This is a genomic window from Ruegeria sp. SCP10 (genome assembly GCF_040329495.1).
Lineage (GTDB): Bacteria > Pseudomonadota > Alphaproteobacteria > Rhodobacterales > Rhodobacteraceae > Ruegeria.
The window spans coordinates 77,708-94,748 of sequence record NZ_JBDZYF010000013.1 but is presented as its reverse complement, the minus strand read 5'-3'; the positions used below and the strand labels follow the sequence as shown (position 1 = coordinate 94,748).

Annotated in this window: 17 protein-coding genes; 4 read left to right on the top strand and 13 right to left on the bottom strand. The window is 59.7% G+C overall.

The window, feature by feature from the left end:
- Window positions 1–13: 13 nt before the first annotated feature.
- The 6 genes from ABLN87_RS19845 to ABLN87_RS19820 all read right to left on the bottom strand — a co-directional run bounded on the left by ABLN87_RS19845 (window position 14) and on the right by ABLN87_RS19820 (window position 5,862).
- Window positions 14–148, bottom strand: a complete 135-nt coding sequence (locus ABLN87_RS19845) for an aa3-type cytochrome c oxidase subunit IV (protein WP_170535738.1) — start codon at window positions 146–148, stop codon at window positions 14–16.
- Between the two features lie 67 nt (window positions 149–215).
- On the bottom strand, window positions 216–776 hold the full coding sequence (locus ABLN87_RS19840) for a hypothetical protein (protein ID WP_353013583.1): 561 nt from the start codon (window positions 774–776) through the stop codon (window positions 216–218).
- Window positions 763–2,601 carry a glycerophosphodiester phosphodiesterase family protein gene (locus ABLN87_RS19835; protein WP_353013582.1) on the bottom strand — a complete coding sequence of 613 codons (1,839 nt, stop codon included), beginning with the start codon at window positions 2,599–2,601 and terminating at the stop codon, window positions 763–765. Before ABLN87_RS19835 ends, ABLN87_RS19840 begins: the two co-directional genes overlap by 14 nt.
- 56 nt (window positions 2,602–2,657) lie before the next feature.
- Window positions 2,658–3,110 (bottom strand): DUF6173 family protein, encoded by a 453-nt coding sequence (locus tag ABLN87_RS19830; RefSeq protein WP_353013580.1) that lies wholly within the window; start codon window positions 3,108–3,110, stop codon window positions 2,658–2,660.
- A 3-nt stretch (window positions 3,111–3,113) separates the two neighbouring features.
- The gene (locus ABLN87_RS19825) at window positions 3,114–4,139 is read right to left on the bottom strand and encodes an MBL fold metallo-hydrolase (protein ID WP_353013578.1); all 1,026 of its coding nucleotides are present in this window, start codon (window positions 4,137–4,139) and stop codon (window positions 3,114–3,116) included.
- Between the two features lie 19 nt (window positions 4,140–4,158).
- Window positions 4,159–5,862 carry an acyl-CoA dehydrogenase gene (locus tag ABLN87_RS19820; protein WP_353013576.1) on the bottom strand — a complete coding sequence of 568 codons (1,704 nt, stop codon included), beginning with the start codon at window positions 5,860–5,862 and terminating at the stop codon, window positions 4,159–4,161.
- A gap of 139 nt (window positions 5,863–6,001) precedes the next feature.
- On the opposite strand from ABLN87_RS19820, the gene ABLN87_RS19815 reads away from it, so the two are divergent.
- The gene (locus ABLN87_RS19815) at window positions 6,002–6,949 is read left to right on the top strand and encodes an L-threonylcarbamoyladenylate synthase (RefSeq protein WP_353013574.1); all 948 of its coding nucleotides are present in this window, start codon (window positions 6,002–6,004) and stop codon (window positions 6,947–6,949) included.
- Here the strand turns inward: ABLN87_RS19815 and ABLN87_RS19810 are convergent, their stop codons facing one another.
- Window positions 6,950–7,504, bottom strand: a complete 555-nt coding sequence (locus tag ABLN87_RS19810) for a YqgE/AlgH family protein (RefSeq protein ID WP_353013573.1) — start codon at window positions 7,502–7,504, stop codon at window positions 6,950–6,952.
- A gap of 145 nt (window positions 7,505–7,649) precedes the next feature.
- Between ABLN87_RS19810 and ABLN87_RS19805 the strand changes: the two genes are divergently transcribed.
- Window positions 7,650–8,462 carry a protein-disulfide reductase DsbD domain-containing protein gene (locus tag ABLN87_RS19805; RefSeq protein WP_353013571.1) on the top strand — a complete coding sequence of 271 codons (813 nt, stop codon included), beginning with the start codon at window positions 7,650–7,652 and terminating at the stop codon, window positions 8,460–8,462.
- A gap of 4 nt (window positions 8,463–8,466) precedes the next feature.
- Entirely contained in the window at window positions 8,467–8,886 is a 420-nt protein-coding gene (locus tag ABLN87_RS19800; protein ID WP_353013569.1) for an NUDIX hydrolase, read from the top strand.
- Here the strand turns inward: ABLN87_RS19800 and ABLN87_RS19795 are convergent.
- The 6 genes from ABLN87_RS19795 to ABLN87_RS19770 all read right to left on the bottom strand — a co-directional run bounded on the left by ABLN87_RS19795 (window position 8,883) and on the right by ABLN87_RS19770 (window position 16,373).
- A complete protein-coding gene (locus tag ABLN87_RS19795) occupies window positions 8,883–12,284 on the bottom strand; it encodes an efflux RND transporter permease subunit (protein WP_353013567.1) in 3,402 nt (1,133 codons plus the stop codon). The two genes, ABLN87_RS19800 and ABLN87_RS19795, sit on opposite strands and share 4 nt — an antisense overlap.
- A 5-nt stretch (window positions 12,285–12,289) precedes the next feature.
- Window positions 12,290–13,738, bottom strand: a complete 1,449-nt coding sequence (locus ABLN87_RS19790) for an efflux RND transporter periplasmic adaptor subunit (protein ID WP_353013566.1) — start codon at window positions 13,736–13,738, stop codon at window positions 12,290–12,292.
- A 105-nt stretch (window positions 13,739–13,843) separates the two neighbouring features.
- Window positions 13,844–14,386 carry a molybdenum cofactor biosynthesis protein B gene (moaB, locus tag ABLN87_RS19785; protein WP_353013564.1) on the bottom strand — a complete coding sequence of 181 codons (543 nt, stop codon included), beginning with the start codon at window positions 14,384–14,386 and terminating at the stop codon, window positions 13,844–13,846.
- Window positions 14,387–14,392: 6 nt separating this feature from the next.
- Entirely contained in the window at window positions 14,393–15,013 is a 621-nt protein-coding gene (locus tag ABLN87_RS19780; protein ID WP_353013562.1) for a LysE family translocator, read from the bottom strand.
- Window positions 15,013–15,609 carry a metallophosphoesterase family protein gene (locus ABLN87_RS19775; protein WP_353013603.1) on the bottom strand — a complete coding sequence of 199 codons (597 nt, stop codon included), beginning with the start codon at window positions 15,607–15,609 and terminating at the stop codon, window positions 15,013–15,015. The genes ABLN87_RS19780 and ABLN87_RS19775 overlap by 1 nt, the downstream gene beginning before the upstream one ends.
- On the bottom strand, window positions 15,609–16,373 hold the full coding sequence (locus tag ABLN87_RS19770) for a uracil-DNA glycosylase (protein WP_353013601.1): 765 nt from the start codon (window positions 16,371–16,373) through the stop codon (window positions 15,609–15,611). Before ABLN87_RS19770 ends, ABLN87_RS19775 begins: the two co-directional genes overlap by 1 nt.
- Window positions 16,374–16,614: 241 nt before the next feature.
- Between ABLN87_RS19770 and ABLN87_RS19765 the strand changes: the two genes are divergently transcribed.
- Window positions 16,615–16,791 (top strand): hypothetical protein, encoded by a 177-nt coding sequence (locus ABLN87_RS19765; RefSeq protein ID WP_353013560.1) that lies wholly within the window; start codon window positions 16,615–16,617, stop codon window positions 16,789–16,791.
- Window positions 16,792–17,041: the final 250 nt, after the last annotated feature.

Genomic DNA, 17,041 nt, shown 5'->3' with positions numbered 1-17,041 from the left:
CCCTCGCTACGCGTTACGCTGCGAAAACCGCCAAGAATAGGCAGAGGAAGGCGATAGCAATCACACACCAGGTTGTGGCTTTAATAAAGCCGTTGAAGGTTTTGGTTTGAACGGTGATGTCCATTTCGCCGTGCTTGTGGTCAGCCATGAGTCTCAGAATCCCAATTCGCGTGTTTTCATGTTGGATAATCGAAAAGGCAGGGGCTGTCACGACGTCATTCGCGCGCAGGGGTGCGATCTCCAAAAACAGAACACCCCGGATACCCAAACCCCCAGCGCCACGGCAGCCCGCTGCAAGGTCCGCCGCCGAACCGAACGGCACCATACATTGCATCTGCCGTCAGCGCATGAACGTTGCGCACTTGATCCGGCGTCATGTCATAACGCTGGGCATAATCCTCGGCATGTGTGTCCCCATGATCCTTGACGCAGGCGCGCAGGGTCTGATCTGCAGACAGGCGTGCGTCGTAGCTGTCCTCGGGCAGCAAGGCTGCGCCCGCATTGTGATAGGCCCGGTCGTGGATCACGCAGCATTCCTCCCACGGGGGGTTGGCCTCGTGTAAGTCTCCGATCTGCGGAAATGTATCGGCCACCCAGCGCCAACTGGTCGACAGGCCGCCTGAACAGCCATCTGTTTCAAACGGTGTCAAAGGCACAGTGCCCCGTTGCGCAATCAAAGCGCGATGTGCAGGCATCTCGACGCTGCGCATCAAATCCTGAGCCGCCGCAGCACCGGATAGGCAGACCAGCAGCACCGCTAACTTACGGGCTTGCATCGCGCATCGCCTGCGTGTCGACCTGCATACCAAAGGTGGTGGCGAGCCACAGCAGAAGGCGTTCAGCTGGGCCCATCTCGGCCCGGATCCGTAGAACCTCGCGTGCTATTGCCGGTCGGTCGGTGATCAAACCGTCAACGCCCATTGAGGCCATGGCAGACATTTGCAGCGGATCGTTCACCGTCCAGACATAGATATCCTTACCCACGTCGTGCACCGAGCGGATCAGTCCCGGAGAGACTGACGCGGCATTCACCGCGACAAAATCACCCTCAAGCCCCGATAAATCTCCCACGGCGGTCGCGGCCAGAACGCCCGCGCGCCAATCCGGGCGCAGGGTCTTCATCTTTTGCACCGCAGGGTATTTCAAAGACATCGTTGCGATCTGATCCTGCATCCCGAACTCTTCGACCAGAGTGATTACCCGGTTTTCCAGATCGATATCGTGGCCATAGTATTTCAATTCGATGATAACCTTGGTTTTGCCCTTGGCGGCCTCCAGAACCTGGCGCGGCGTGGGGGTGCGCTGGTCCGCGAATTCGGCGCCAAACCAACTGCCGATATCGATCTCTGCCACGTCCTCCATCGTGGCATCCCAAACCTTCAGATCGACCTGCGCCAGCTTCATGAAGTCACTGTCATGGGCCACGATGACCTCATCATCTGCGGTTTCCTGCACATCGATCTCGACCCAATCCGCGCCATCCTCGATGGCTTTCAGAACCGAGGCCATGGTGTTTTCGGGCCGCAACGCCGCCGCACCCCGATGGCCGATCACCTCGGCCCGATCCGGAGCCTGTACCCGTTCCAGCAGGCGATGGCCAAACCAACTGCCGACCAGCAGCGCAATCACCGAAAGGCCCACGGCGCCGATCAGCGACAGGCGCAGACGACGCGGTTCAGGATGCGGGATATCCACGACCTGAGGTTCAAAGAACCCATCCAACAGCAACGCAAGCGCGCCCAGTGCCGTTGCCGCCAGAACCAACCCCGATAGTGACCAAAGGCCCGCGATCACAAGGCTATAGATCAGTGCCATCCGAAGGTGACCGCTGCCTTGCAATGGAACCAGCGCAAACAGTAACCCGGCAAACGCCGCAATCGCCGCTGCGATCACCAGGCGCAGGCCAAGCCATGCGACCAAAGACAACTTCAACCGTCCTTGCCGCCCCTCCATCCGTATCGCGCTGACCCCAAACACATGCGCAGGGTGGACATTTTCAAACAGCACAAGATGCAGCGACAGCGCCCATGCCGACAATCTGCGGATCAGAACCCAAGCCATCACCATTGCAACCGCGCCGATCAGCAGAACGGCAATCCAAAAGGCGGGCGGGTGGAAGGTCAGGTAGTAGTTGATGTCGTATTCCGTCAGCGCCCACCATGCGATCAAGCCCGAGATGGCCAGAAAGGGCAGCGCCAGAATCAGAACGCGCAGAATAAAGCGCCATGCAAACCCAAACAGGGCTGGCAGGCGCGACACCACCAGCCGGATGGCAGAACTGCCCGCCCGCCACGGGTTGGGCTCATCCATGCGTAGCGAGCCTGCCATAACAGCGAAGACAAAAACCTCGGCCATCAGAAACAGGCTCAGCACGACTAGGGCCGCCATGAACCCTGCGGGCGATAGGATGAAGGTGGCGATATCCTGATCCGTCAGCGCCGACTGATCAGACAGAGAAACCGCCAAATTGATTGCTGCGGCCATAGCCGGCGCAATAAGTGCGATCAGCAGCAGGCGGACTCCTATGTAGATGGGAACAAAGGTCTGCCGCCGGGCCCAGGCCCCAGAATAGGCCCGAACTATGGCTGAGACATAAGACACGTCGTGGCCTCCTGAATGATGGGATCATTCAAGGCCGCGTAGCCGTGAATTGCAAGTCAGCTTTCTTCCAGATCGGCGGCCAGCCGGAACCCGATGCGATTGGCTGGTTTGTCTTCGACCGATTTCGGCAAGGCGCGCAACATCACATTCAGTTGGCTGACATGCTGCACCAACTGGGTACGGCCCCCGGCCCCGTCCGAGCCGTAGAAGGTGATGATATCAGGGTCAAAATAGCCCATCCCTTCGATCCGTAGCACACCCGCGTCTCCACCAGTGAAGCCCATTGCGACCTCGTGATCGCCATCTAGGGTCTTTTCGAAGTTCTGGATGTACAGGATCAGACGTTCATAAGCCCATTGCGCCGGGCTTTTGGTTTCAACCGGTTTCTGCAAAGGTTCCGGCAGGGGCTTCGACCCGGATTCAGCTTCGGAATTGGCGTGCACTTCATAGCAGCGCGGCAGTGCCGCTGCTTCGGCTGCCTCGGCTGAGGTCTCGATCTCGTCCTGCATTCTTTACCCTTTGCGTTTGTAGACCCAGGCTCCGTCTGCGCGGCGCGTACGGGTGACGGACCCAATGTGGTAAAGATGGTTCATATGTGCAACCGCTTCGACCAGCGCCAGGCCATATTCCCCCTCACGAATGGTCCGTTTGAACAGCGGTGCAAAGCAATCCGCCGCAGCTTTGGGTGTGTCCAGATCATCCAGCAGGCGCTTTAGCGCACCATGATGGTTGTCGATCAGTTGACGCATGCGCAGGGGCAAACCGGTAAAGGGCAGCTTATGCCCCCCCAGAACCAGATGATCGGCCTGCGCGAGCCCTTCCAGCCGTTGGCACGCCTCTAACCAGCCTGAGACCGGATCGGCCATGGGTTCGGTTGCATAGACTCCAAGATTGGGGCTGATCGAGCTTAGAATCTGATCGCCGCTTAGAACCAGATTGTCATCTCGGCTCCAGAGTGTGACATGTTCCGGCGCGTGGCCGTTGCCCATGTGCACATCCCAATCGCGCCCACCTGCGCGCAGCACATCGCCCTGTTTCACCCGCGTGAACCCCAATGGCATGGGGTACACCGTGTCGGCAAAGTTGAAGGGCCGGTCAGCCTTGCGTTTGTTCAGAACCTCGGCAGCCATGCCCGCGCTTTGGTAGAAGTCCAGCGTTTCCTGGGGCCAGCTTTCCTGAACATCCAATGTTAGCATACGCGCAAACAACCAAGCGGTGCGACTGGTCAGAAGTTCAGCGCCATGTTCAGACTGAAACCAACCCACATTGCCGACATGATCGGGATGATGATGGGTGGCCAGCACACGGCGCACAGGTTTGCCCGCAAGCGGACCAGACGTTAGCTTCTGCCAGATCACGCGTGTTTTCCCGGATGAAATCCCGGTATCCACAAGGGTCCAGCCATCCCCATCGTCCAGCGCATAGACATTGACGTGATCCAGCGCCATGGGCAGCGGCAGGCGCATCCACAAGACACCTTCGGCAATCTCAATCGCCTCACCCGGTGCGGGCGGGTCGGACCAGGGATATTCGATCATCGACACCGCCATTCAGCTCTTAAGCCGCCAGATCATCTGCACTGAGCGCGAACAGGTCCTCGGCCCCGTTTTGCGCCTGCGCCAACAGACCGGAATACTGCGGCAGCAACCCATTAATGTAGAACCGCGCCAGCTTGCCCCGCGCGCCTTGCGGATCGGCCAATGCCGCCTTGAGGTGGTAATGCCCACCCAGAACACGGGCAAAGGCATGCAGATAGGCATGCGCCCCCGCAAACCGGTTGTTCATATCCCGTTGGCTGACAATCCATTCGGTTGCTTCACGCAAGGACTCGGTTGCTTCCCAGACGGGACCGGCAAGATCGGGCAGCGTGGCACGGGCCTGTTCGGCATGGTCTTCGATCTCATCCAACAGGCGCGATGCGGCTTCGCCCCCATCCATCATCTTGCGGGCGACAAGGTCCATGGCCTGAATGCCATTTGTACCCTCATAAATCGCCGCCACGCGGACATCGCGATAGTATTGAGCCGCGCCGGTTTCTTCGATCACACCCATGCCACCATGCACCTGAACACCTGTTTCAGAGACGCGCATCCCGGTCTGTGATCCAAAGGCTTTGCAAATAGGGGTCAACAGAGCTGCACGCGCAGCCCAATCGGCATCCCCCGTGGCCTGCGCCATATCAATGGCCACCGCATTGGCCAGCATGATCGCACGCGCGGCGAAGGTGTCGGCACGCATCTCGGCCAGCATCCGGCGTACATCAGCATGGTCAATGATGGTGCCCGAGGGCGTTTTGCCCTGTTTGCGATCCATCGCATAGGCCAGCGCGTGTTGATATGCAGCCTCGGCCACGCCCACGCCCTGACCGCCTACGCCCAAACGCGCGTTGTTCATCATGGTGAACATGGCCGCCATACCGCCATGCTCTTTGCCCACAAGCCAGCCGGTCGCGCCGTCATACTGCATCACACAGGTTGGTGAGCCGTGTAGGCCAAGCTTGTGTTCAAGCGAGACGACCTTCAGATCATTGGCAACGCCCGGATTGCCCTGGGCATCCGGAATGAACTTGGGCACCAGAAACAGCGATATCCCTTTGGTGCCGGGAACCCCATCAGGCAGGCGCGCCAAAACCAAATGGCAGACATTCCCCGCAAAGTCGTTGTCACCCCATGAGATATAAATTTTCTGCCCCGTGATTGCGTAGGTGCCGTCCCCTTTGGATTCAGCTTTCGAGGTCAGCGCGCCAACATCGGACCCGGCCTGCGGCTCCGTCAGGTTCATTGTGCCAGACCATTCACCCGCCATCATCTTGGGCAGGTACAGTGCCTTGAGGTCATCACTGGCATGATGTTCCAACGCCTCGATCTGGCCTTGTGTCATCAGCGGCGCCAGTTGCAGCGACAGGCAGGCCGCACTCATCATCTCGTTCACGGCAGTGGTGATGGTCATTGGCAGGCCCATGCCGCCATATTCCGGATCGCCACTGATGCCAATCCAACCGCCTTCAGCAATCGCGTTCCAGCCCTCGGCATAACCGGGCGAGCTGCGCAGAACACCGTTTTCCAAACGAGCGGGCGTCAGATCACCGGGTCGTTGAAGCGGGGCCAGAACCTCTTCGCACATCTTGCCCGCCTCAGACAGGATCGCGCTGACCACATCGGGGCTGGCATCCGCAAAGCGATCTGTCGCGGCGATCTGATCGAAGCCCACAACGTTTTGGAACAGGAACTGATAATCTGAAAGCGGCGCGCGGTATGGCATTGTTTCCCTCAGGGGCTGTCTGATCGGCTGTTTGCAGGCGGGCTTGGATTTCCGACACTGCACCGGTATGCATCAAGGCTTGGAAGCATTACCTAACGTTCCCTATGTTCCGAGCAACCGAAACGCGGCGTCACCAGACATGATCCCAACGACTCTCGATCTGACAGCGGACCCAGACGGCATCGCACGGGCCGCAGACCTTTTGCGGCAGGGCTTGCTGGTCGCCTTTGCAACCGAAACCGTCTATGGCCTAGGTGGCGACGCCCGGAACGGCGAGGCGGTCGCTGAGATCTACGAGGCCAAGGGACGACCCAGCTTTAACCCGCTGATCGCCCATGTCGCCTCGGTCGAGGCAGCCCGACGATTTGTCGACTGGTCAGACCATGCAGAAACGCTTGCCAATGCGTTCTGGCCCGGACCGCTGACACTGGTTCTGCCCTTGCGCGATGGTCACGGTATCTCTCCGCTGGTCACTGCAGGGTTGGAAACACTGGCTGTCCGCGTACCCGTCCACCAAACCGCCCGGGACCTGCTGGCCGCCTTTGACGGCCCAGTGGCAGCCCCATCCGCCAATCCTTCCGGCCAGATCAGCCCGACCACCGCCGATCATGTGCGCGCAGGGCTTGGCGGCCGGATTTCTGCCATTCTGGATGACGGGCCCTGTGGTGTCGGGCTGGAATCGACCATTGTTGGTTTGGCCGGGGAGCCCACTTTATTGCGCCCGGGCGGTATCGCGCTTGAGGATATCGAAACCGCCCTCAACACACGCCTGCACTTGCATCAGGTAGGGGACCACCTGACCGCACCGGGACAACTGCAATCACACTACGCCCCGGACGCGCCCGTCCGCCTGAACGCTGTGTTGAAGCAGGGGGAGGAAGTTTTGCTGGGCTTTGGTCCGGTCGACTGCGACTTGAACCTGTCGGAGAGCGGCAACCTGATCGAAGCCGCCGCCAATTTGTTCGCCGCATTGCACAGCTTGAATGAAACGGGCCGACCGATTGCTGTATCCCCGATACCCGATCACGAGCTTGGGGCTGCTATCAATGACCGCCTGCGCCGTGCTGCGGCGCCGCGCGATAGCTGATTACGCACGCCCGGCGCTGGCCGACAGGGTCAGTGGATCAACGCCCAGCGTGGCCAGCGCGGCCTCCCACTTATCATCATCGGGGACATCGAACACCAGTTGCGGGCTCGCCTCGGCTGTCAGCCAGCCGTTCATGGCGATCTCATCCTCCAGCTGTCCAGGACCCCAACCTGCGTATCCCAGCGTGACCATTGAATTCAGCGGACCCCGGCCCGATGCCAGATCTTCGAGCACGTCAAGCGTTGCGGTCATGCTGAAATCATCCGAGATTTGCAGCGAGTGCAGATTGGCATCGTAGTCGGCGCTGTGCAGGACAAAGCCGCGCGACATCTCGACCGGGCCACCAAAATGCACCAACCGCTCCCCCACCACCGGAATACGACAGGCTATGTTCAGTTGCCCTAACAAAGCTTTGATCCGCAGGTCTGAGGGTTTGTTCACGATCAAGCCCATCGCGCCGTCATCACCATGACTGCACATATAAACAACCGAATGGTCGAAGCGCGGATCACCCATGCCGGGCATCGCAATCAACAGTTTTCCGGTCAGGTCCATGGGGCGGGGTCTCTTTCAAATGGCACCTCAACAATGACCTCGCAGCGCAGGGATTGGCAAGATGGCACTGAGGTTTTTGGCAGATTTCAGTCCGGTGACCCGAACGTGACTTGGATTTCATCCGCATACCACGCATGTATAGGGCATGATCGCGTTCAAGAAACCCATAGCCGCCGCTGTTGCGACTTGCCTATGCGCCGTCTCGCCTGCCCCGGCGCAACAATTGGATGGTGTCGTCCAACTGGACGTTCTGGATGGGGGTCGGACCACCAATGGCACCTATCTGGGAGCATTGCGCCTGACCCTGCAGGACGGCTGGAAAACCTATTGGCGCGCGCCGGGGGATGCGGGGATTCCGCCGCAATTTGACTGGACCGGGTCGCGCAATGTTGGCGATGTGTCGATCACATGGCCTGCCCCGGATGTGTTTGACCAGAATGGGCTGCAATCCATCGGGTACGAGGATCAATTGGTTTTGCCGGTTGAGATCACGCCGAAAAACCCTGCCAAGCCTGTTCGCCTGCGCGGCGAGATGGATTTGGGCGTCTGCAAGGATGTCTGCATCCCCGAGAGACTGGATTTCGACCATACGCTGGATGCCGAGGCCGAGCGCAACCCGGCCATCGCCGCAGCACTGGCCCAACGCCCGTTTTCTGCGCGAGAGGCCAATGTTTCAGCTGCACGATGCAGCCTGACACCTACGGCAGACGGCATGCAGATCGAAGCGCGCGTGACCATGCCCTCGGCTGGCGGGCAGGAAATAGCAGTGATCGAACCGGGCAATCCGGTGCTTTGGGCCTCGCAGCCCGAAACAGTGCGCCAGGGCGGCACGCTCATCGCTAAGGCAGAGGTCATCAATGCGTCGGGCGAGCCCTTCGCGCTGGATCGGTCCGAGATTCGGATCACGGTTCTGGGCGCAAACCACGCCGTAGATATTCAGGGCTGCAGCGCAGGCTAATCGCATGAGCCAAACCCCAAAGATCGGAGCATTGGCCGTTGTTCTGCATCAGGGTCAGGTCCTGCTGGTGCAACGCAGCAAACAGCCCGACCGTGGGCTTTGGGGCTTTCCGGGCGGCCATGTGGAATGGGGCGAAACCGTTCTTGAGGCGGCGCAGCGGGAGCTGTTCGAAGAAACCTCGGTCACCGCGGAACCGCTGCACTATCTGGACAATCTGGATCTGCTGCGACGGGATGAGGCAGGAGAAGTCATCTCACATTACCTGCTCGTCGGCGTGGCCTGCCGCTATCAGTCGGGCGAACCCATAGCCGGAGATGACGCGCTGGACGCGCGCTGGTTTCCGATTGAACGGATAAGTCAGGGCGATTTACAGATGAGCGCGCGCGTGCCCCAGCTTTTGGAACGAGCCCTGCGCGTGGGCTAAGTGCCAACCCGGCCTTTCAGCCGCACATAAAGCAATCCGGACGCTGCAAAGCTGAGCGCCAGTATCGGGAGAGCTCCGGCCAAAAACGCACCCAGCCCCATATCCAAGACACCTGCGCCACTCTCACCCGGGTAGAGCGCAGAGAGCATGCCGATCGGTTTACCAACAAGCGCAGGCCACACCATCGTCACTGCAAACCACAGCATCAGCACGACCCCGGTGGCCGCAACAGCGCCCTGCATCACCCGATCCGGCGCGCGCATGGCTCGCCGCATGGCTGTCATCGGACGGGAGACGTCATTCAGAATAGCCAGTAAAGCAGGAACCAGAACCAAAACCAGCAACATGCCAAAACCCAAGCCGTAAACCAGAGTGATTACGGTTGGCTTCAAAAATTGTGCTTGCTGAGAACCTTCATACAGCAACGGCGTCAGGCCCAGCACTGTCGTCAGCGTCGTCAGCATCACCGGGCGCAACCGGTCAGCCGTGCCTTCGACAATCGACGGCACCAGTCCACGTTCCTGCTGATAGCCATCTATAGTTGTCACCAGCACAATCGAATCGTTTATTATGATGCCGGTCATGCCCAGCAGGCCAACAACCGTGAACATGCTCAGCGGCACATCCCAGATATAATGCCCCCAGATCGCACCCACCAAGCCAAACGGGATAATGGCCATCACCACCAGAGGTCTGGACCAACTGGCAAAGACCCAGGCCAGCACCAGATAAATCCCGGTCAAACACAGGATCAGACCCGTGCGCGCCTCGGAGAGGAACTCGTTTTCCTGCTCGCTCAGCCCTGCCATGCGCCATTCGACCTGTCGTTCGGCAGCGATATTGGGCAGAATCTCTTCGTTCAGCGCGCGTTCAATCTCGGCCGCGCGGGTCGGATCATCCTCGGAAATGTCGCCATTCACCGAGATCACCCGCAGCCCATTCTCGCGCCGTACAGTTGAGAAGCCGGATTTCCGCTCGACCGAGACAATATCGGCTAGCGGCACATACACCCCATCGGGTGTGCGCATCAGAGTGCGTTCTAGGAAGTCAGCCGTTAACTCGCCCTCGGGCAGTTCCACCCGGATCTCGGCGCTGCGTGGCCCATCCGGGAAGGTCGCAGCCTCGATCCCGTTCAATCGGTTGCGCAGCACACGTCCCAGGGTTTCGATGCGAAAGCCCAAAGCCTGCCCCTGCGCGGTCAGGTCCAGAATGTACTCTTCCTTGTCATAAGCAAGATTGTCCTCAAGCGCCGAAACCTCGGGGTATTTAGACAATTCAGTCTGAAGGTCCTCTGATGCGGCCTTGAGCGTGTTCACATCGGAACCGTAGAACTGCACGTCGATGGCATCGCCACCTGGGCCGGACCGCCAACCACGGAAGCTGATCAGCTCGACCTTGGGATGGCGGGGCACGAAATCCTGCAGCTCGCCCACAAATTCAAAGCTGGAATAGGGGCGAAGGTCGGCATCAATCAATTCAATCGAGATACCGCCCAGCAGGTCATCATCCTTGCCTTCAGCGGCCGATAGGCCAAACCCGGCACTGCCGCCAACTTCAGCCAGAACATAGTCAATGGGGTTGCGGCCATGGCGTTCTTCATAAATTGCGCCCAGTTCTTCGGCCGCTTGCTGCAACTGGCGCATCATCTCGAACGTATCGGAACGGGTCGCCCCTTCGGCCATGATAAAGCTGCCGGTGACCGAACCACGCTCGGGCGCGTTAAAGAACCGCCAATTCACATCGCCCCGGATGAACAGGGCAATCTGGCTGGCCAGAATGACAACCATCAAGGCAACGACCACATAGCGTGCCCAGACCACCCAGGCGATGAAGGGCCGGAACAGGCGATCCCGCACCCAGCGGAACCCGCGGTTGACCACCCGGTTGGGCAGGTCGTACCAATGCTCCTTCGCCGAATGGGCGATGGCATGGGCCATGTGGTTGGGCAGGATCAGGAAACACTCGATCAGAGAGGCCGCGAGTACAGCGATCACAGTGAATGGGATGTCCCGGATCAACTCTCCGAACCGACCACCGACAAGGGTCAGGCCGAAGAACGCGATCACGGTTGTCAAAGTCGCCGCGAAGACCGGCATGGCCATCCGCCGGGCGGCGCGTTCAGCCGCAACCATAGGCGGTTCGCCCAGACGACGGGCACGAAAATCAGCGTGTTCGCCCACGACGATCGCGTCGTCCACCACAATACCTAGGGTGATGATCAGGCCGAACAAAGAGACCATGTTGATCGACAGTCCGCCTAGGTACATCAGCGCAATGGCGGCTGACATTGCGACGGGAATGCCTGCGGCCACCCAGAAAGCAATCCGCGCGTTGAGGAACAGAAAAAGCAGGCACACAACCAGCCCAAGCCCGACAAGGCCGTTGTCGATCAGAATGTCCAGCCGGTCTGTGATCGACTGCGCCCGCGTTCGGATCAACTCGACCGTGACGCCTTCGGGCAGGCTGGCCTGCATCTCGGCCACCACGTCTTCGACCTGATGTTGAATGCCGATGGCATCGCCCAGATTAGAACGATCCACCCGGATGGACATGGCCGGATCTTCGCCCACGAAATAGCTTCGATTGCGATCAACCCCTTCAACCCGGATCTGTGCGACATCGCCCACGAACAGTTTGGATCCGTCTGCAAAATTGCGCAGTGCGATGCCTTCGATCTCTTCCGGGGTGCGCTTCTCCGAACCTGTTCGGATACGGGCATTGGCGCCCGTGACATCCCCGGCTGGGCTGGCGTTAACCTCAGCCGCAATGGCCGAGGAGATGTCAGACAAGGCAATGTCGTTTGCGATCAACTGCGCCGTCGGAACTTCCACTACCACACGCGGCGCGGCCAAGCCGCGGATCGTGGTGCGCGTAACACCCGCAGCGAACAGCCTGTTGATCAGTTCATCGGTAAACTTCGCCAATTGGTCAGGCGCTACTGGGCCGGTGATCACAACATCGGTCACACGATCACGCCACGCCCCCCGCCGGATCGAGGGTTCTTCGGCGTCTTCGGGCAGGCTAGTGACACTATCAACAGCGGTCCGAACATCTTCGACGGCGCGGGACATATCCCAGTTGGCTTCGAACTCAAGCCGGATGTTCGCCGACCCTTCTCGTGAAGTGGCTGTGGTACTGGCTACGCCCTCGACCGCCAGCAGCTCGGGCTCCAGCAGCTGAACGATCCCGTTATCAACATCCTCAGGACCCGCGCCCTCCCACTCGACGTCGACATCGACCCGTTCCAGAATGACATCCGGAAAGAACTGCGCGCGCATGTTCGGGATCGCCGCGGCCCCCAAAACCAGCATGACCAGCAGCAGCAAATTGGCGACCGTCCGGTGCCGGGTGAAATAACTGAGAATGCCGCCCGCCGCGCTTGGGATTTCGCGCATCATAGCGCTTATCCCCCGGCCCGGTTTTCAATACGACGGACCAGCGAGGCAGGCACTTGCGCCGCTTCCAACTGACCCAACATTCGGGTTTTGACATCCTGAGGCATACCTTCGCTGGCCTCAACCTGTGCAACAAGCTGCGCGCGCTGCGTATCCGTCAACTCGACCATATCCGCGTCGGCGCTTTCCTCAACCCGCAGGGGGCGCACGCGCACGCCGGAACCCAGCAGCGGCGTGCGGCCAATCACAACCTCGCGGCCTTCCAGGCCGGCGCCGCGCAGCAAAACCTCATCACCCTGCCGTCGTATCAATTGCACCGGTAAGGTTTCCAGACGGTCATCCGCGCCCAGCACCAAAACCGTGCCCGCCGCGTCTAGAACGGATGAGGGCAAACGCACAACGGCGTCGACCGCCTGTTCCTGAACGGTGACCGTCACAAAATCCCCTGGTTTGAAGCCCGAGGCGCTATCCAATCGTGCAAAGATCAGACGACCTGTCTGCCCCTCACCCGCTGATCCGCTGTCGCGGCTGATCCGTCCTGTTGCGGTCAGGTCGGCCCCCGTCACCTCAAGCGACACCGTTACCGGAGCGTTTAGTAGCGTGCCATCTTCATCCAGCAATCGGACAAATTGGGCCGTCGAAACCCGGAAGGCGACTTCCAAGGCGTCAGGGTCTACCAGCTCGGCCAGTTTTTCGTTGGCGGCAACCAGTCGTCCTTCGACCAATGTGACATCGGTCAGTGTACCGCCGAACCCGGCCCGAATGGTCATATCATCCAGATCGCGTTCTGCCGCTTCAAGGGCAATCCGCGCACGCGCTAGTAGCGTTGTGGCCTGATCCACACGTGATTCAGCCTGAGCCAGGGCGATCCGACGTGCCAGAACAGATTGCTGGGCCGAGGTGGCCGACAATTCGGCCTCTTCCACGCTCGCAGTCGCGCCCACACCTCGGGATTCCAGGTCGCGTTGCCGTTGAAGGGCACGTTCACGCAGCTCAGCCTGCGCTTCTGCCGATTTCAACTCATCCTGCGCCAGCAGCAGGGATCGTTCCGCATCGCGTTCCTCGAACTGGGCATCCAGCAGATCGGATTTGGCCCGGTCCAGGGCGGATTGCGTATCCGCAGGGTCCAGCTCGACCAGAATTTCACCCGCCGTGACCGTCCCGCCATCCTCGAAGTCATCGGCGAGTGAGATCACACGCCCCCCCAGCGCCGCGCGCAGTTCAAGCCGGCGGCGACTTTGCACCTCACCAAAGGCCTCCAGATAGGGCGTTACGGTCTGTAGCTCGGCTGTTCTGACCGACACTGTAAACACACGCTCGCGCGCCGGGGGTTTTGCAGTGTCACGCGCAATCACGTCCTGAATTGCACCTGTGATCATCTGGACAGCGACAAACAGCAAAGCCAACGTCAGCGACGCCAGAAAGACACCGACAAGACTCTGCCTTAGAAAACGCATTCTCACTTACCCCGGTTGCAATGGGCTGCCTTGCGCAAAATGTAGCTGGACCGTGAAATATGCCAAGCCACAATGCGGTTATAAGGTGTTAAACGTACGAGCAGTCTACTTCCGTCGCAGATGTTCGTCCAATCGCGGCATTATTTCCACAAAGTTGCAGGGGCGATGGCGGTAGTCGAATTGTTTTTCCAGAATACCGTCCCATGCATCCTTGCACGCACCCGGGCTGCCCGGCAGGGCAAACAGATAGGTGCCGCCAGCAACACCGCCTGTGGCGCGGGACTGCACGGTCGAGGTTCCAATCTTCTCCATCGACAGAATGGTGAAGACGGTTCCAAAAGCATCGATCTCTTTCTCATAGACATCGCGATGCGCCTCGACAGTCACATCGCGCCCGGTCAGGCCCGTGCCGCCGGTCGAGATCACAACATCGATCTGAGGGTCCGCGATCCATATACGCAACTGATCCGCGATCTGCGCGCGCTCGTCGGGTAAGATCTGCCGATCTGCAACGGCGTGACCCGCCGCTTCGATCCGATCGACCAATGTTTGGCCAGACCGGTCCTCTTCGATTGATCGCGTGTCTGAGACTGTCAGGACAGCAATTCGGACAGGGATAAAATCTTTGGTTTCATCAATGCGCGACATACGGGGTCAGGTCCTTTCCATGATTGCCAGTCGGACGGCAAGTGCCGTGAAGATGCCTCCGGTGACCCAGCCCATAATCCGCGAAGCGCGGGGGTTTGAAACCAGCACCTTTCCCGCACCCCCGGCGAAAACCCCGACCAGACCATTCACAACAAAGCCACCCAGCGCGATGATCATGCCGAAGATCAGGAACTGCACCAGGATCGAGCCCGAAGCGGGATCCACAAATTGCGGGATGAAGGCCAGCACAAACAAGATGACCTTGGGATTGGTCAGGTTCACCACCATACCGTCGCGAAAGGCCATTCGCGTTGGTTTGACATCGTTCTCAATCGGCAAGTTGCCGTTTCGGAACGCGTCCCAAGCGAGATATAGTAGGTAAGCAACGCCCACCCAACGGATAACATCGAATACCCATGGGATGGTCGATACCACTGCACCCAACCCCAAACCTGCCAGCAAAACATGGACAAAAGAGCCCGCCGATATCCCGGCACTGGCCGCCAAGGCAGGTTTTGCACCAGATCGCAGGCCTTGCCCGAAGCAGAACATCATGTCCGCCCCTGGTGTGAGATTCAGAAGCAGCGCCGCCGGTATGAACGTCAGCAGCGTGACGGTTTCGATCATCACGACACCTCGAACCAGTTCACTTTGGGTCCCAGATTGGCGATCTGCGTCTGCCCCAGCGTACCACGATATCCCCAGCTGTCGTGGATATGACCGCAGAAAACCAGTTTGGGCTGAAGCCGTTCCACGGCATCGCGCACGGCCACCGAGCCGACGGAGATACCTTGCGATGTCACGTCCCCGTGTCCTTTGGGCGGAGAATGCACGATCAGAACATCGGCAGTGTCACAGCGATCCAGCAGTTCCGAAGCCTCTGACTCGGACAGATCGCAGGACCAATCGCCAAACGGCGTGGCGGGTACTCCGTAGCCCAGCCCGAACAGGTGTATTCCATCGACCGTCATTCCGGTGCCATGCAGAACATGGGCGCTATCTGGCGCAGCATCGGTCAGCTCATCCGCGCTTTCCGCATTTCCCGGCACCAGCACCAGCGGGGCCGAGATACCCGACAGCATCTGCATCGCCTCGGCCAGTCCCTGGCGCATATTGCAGTAATCCCCGGCCCCAATCACCAGATCGGCCTGCGCGCTGGCCTCCACCAGATCAGCCGCCCGGTTGCGCGCCATATGAAGGTCTGAGAAAGCCAGAATGCGCATCATCCTGCCCCCAGCCGTGCTTTCAACTCCAACAGATCGGCCCAAGCCTCTCGTTTCATCTGCGGCTGGCGCAGTAAGTAAGCGGGGTGGAACATCGGGATCACCGGCAAATCCAGCGCGTGTTCCCAAGTGCCGCGCAACCGCGTGATACCACGCTTGCCCAGAACAGCCTGACAACTGATATTGCCCATCACCACCAGAACCTCGGGCTTGGCCAGCGCCACATGGCGTTCCAGAAACGGTTTCATCATGCCGATCTCTTCCGGCTTCGGATCGCGGTTTTGTGGGGGGCGCCAAGGCAACACGTTGGTGATATAGGCATTCTGCGTGCGATCCAGATCAATCCCCGCCAACATCCGATCCAACAACTGACCCGCACGCCCGACAAAGGGCTTACCTTCGCGGTCTTCATCCCGGCCCGGAGCCTCTCCGATGATCATCACACGCGCACCAGCCGTACCATCGGCAAACACCAACTGCCGCGCACCGCGCTTTAGCTCACAATGCTCAAATGCGTCCATCGCCGCGCGCAATTCATCCAGTGATCCGGCGCTTTGTGCTGCGGACTTTGCGATGGCAACCGGGTCAACCTGCTTGGGTTTCTCCGGCGCAGCAGCGGGGCTGGCCGGTTTTTTTGACTTGGGCGCAGTATCGGGCAGCGCATACCGGTCGATTGGCGCGTCTCCAATCGCCTCGGTCACGCCCAGTTCAATCTGCCAGTCCAACAGCGCCCGTGCGGTGTGATAATCCATGCCCGATTCCATATCCCACAATCTAACCGGCTTTTGACCGATGGAAAGCGAATAGACCTTGCCACGGCGCTGGGTCGCACCGACCATGATCCTGTTATGCTATCAATCTTGCGATTCCTTCTGATTGCGCTGCTTCTCAGCACCCCGGCAGGCGCGCTACAGGCACAGCTTTCCATCGGCAATGACCAATGCCGCGGGGGTCAATTCGCCTGTGGCAGCCGCTGCTGCTCGGGCGGGCAGAGGTGCAGCTTTGATGGCCACTGCATCCCACTGGGCGGTACCTATTGCGGTGGTGGGCGCAGCTGTGGCCCTTTCGAGCGTTGTGCCGCGGGCGGAACGCGATGTGCACCACAAGGTGCAAATGCCTGCAATTCCAGCCTCGATTGCCCCAGTGGGAGCCGCTGCAATGGCCGTGGCAAATGCGAACTGATCCGCCCAGATATTGATCTGAACCTGCCGCAGCCCTGCGCCGATGGCCGGATTTGCGCACGCGGATCATACTGCATGCCGCAAGGCGGATGCTCGCGTCCTGGATGGTACCTATGCGAAAAAACTGGGTCGCAATGTCGCCAAGGTTTCAAATGCTCCAGAAATCAAGGCTGTGTCCCTGTCAAAGCCATCGATTGCGGGTACGGCAAATGGTGCAAACCGGGTGAACAATGCCTGCCCGAAGGTGGATG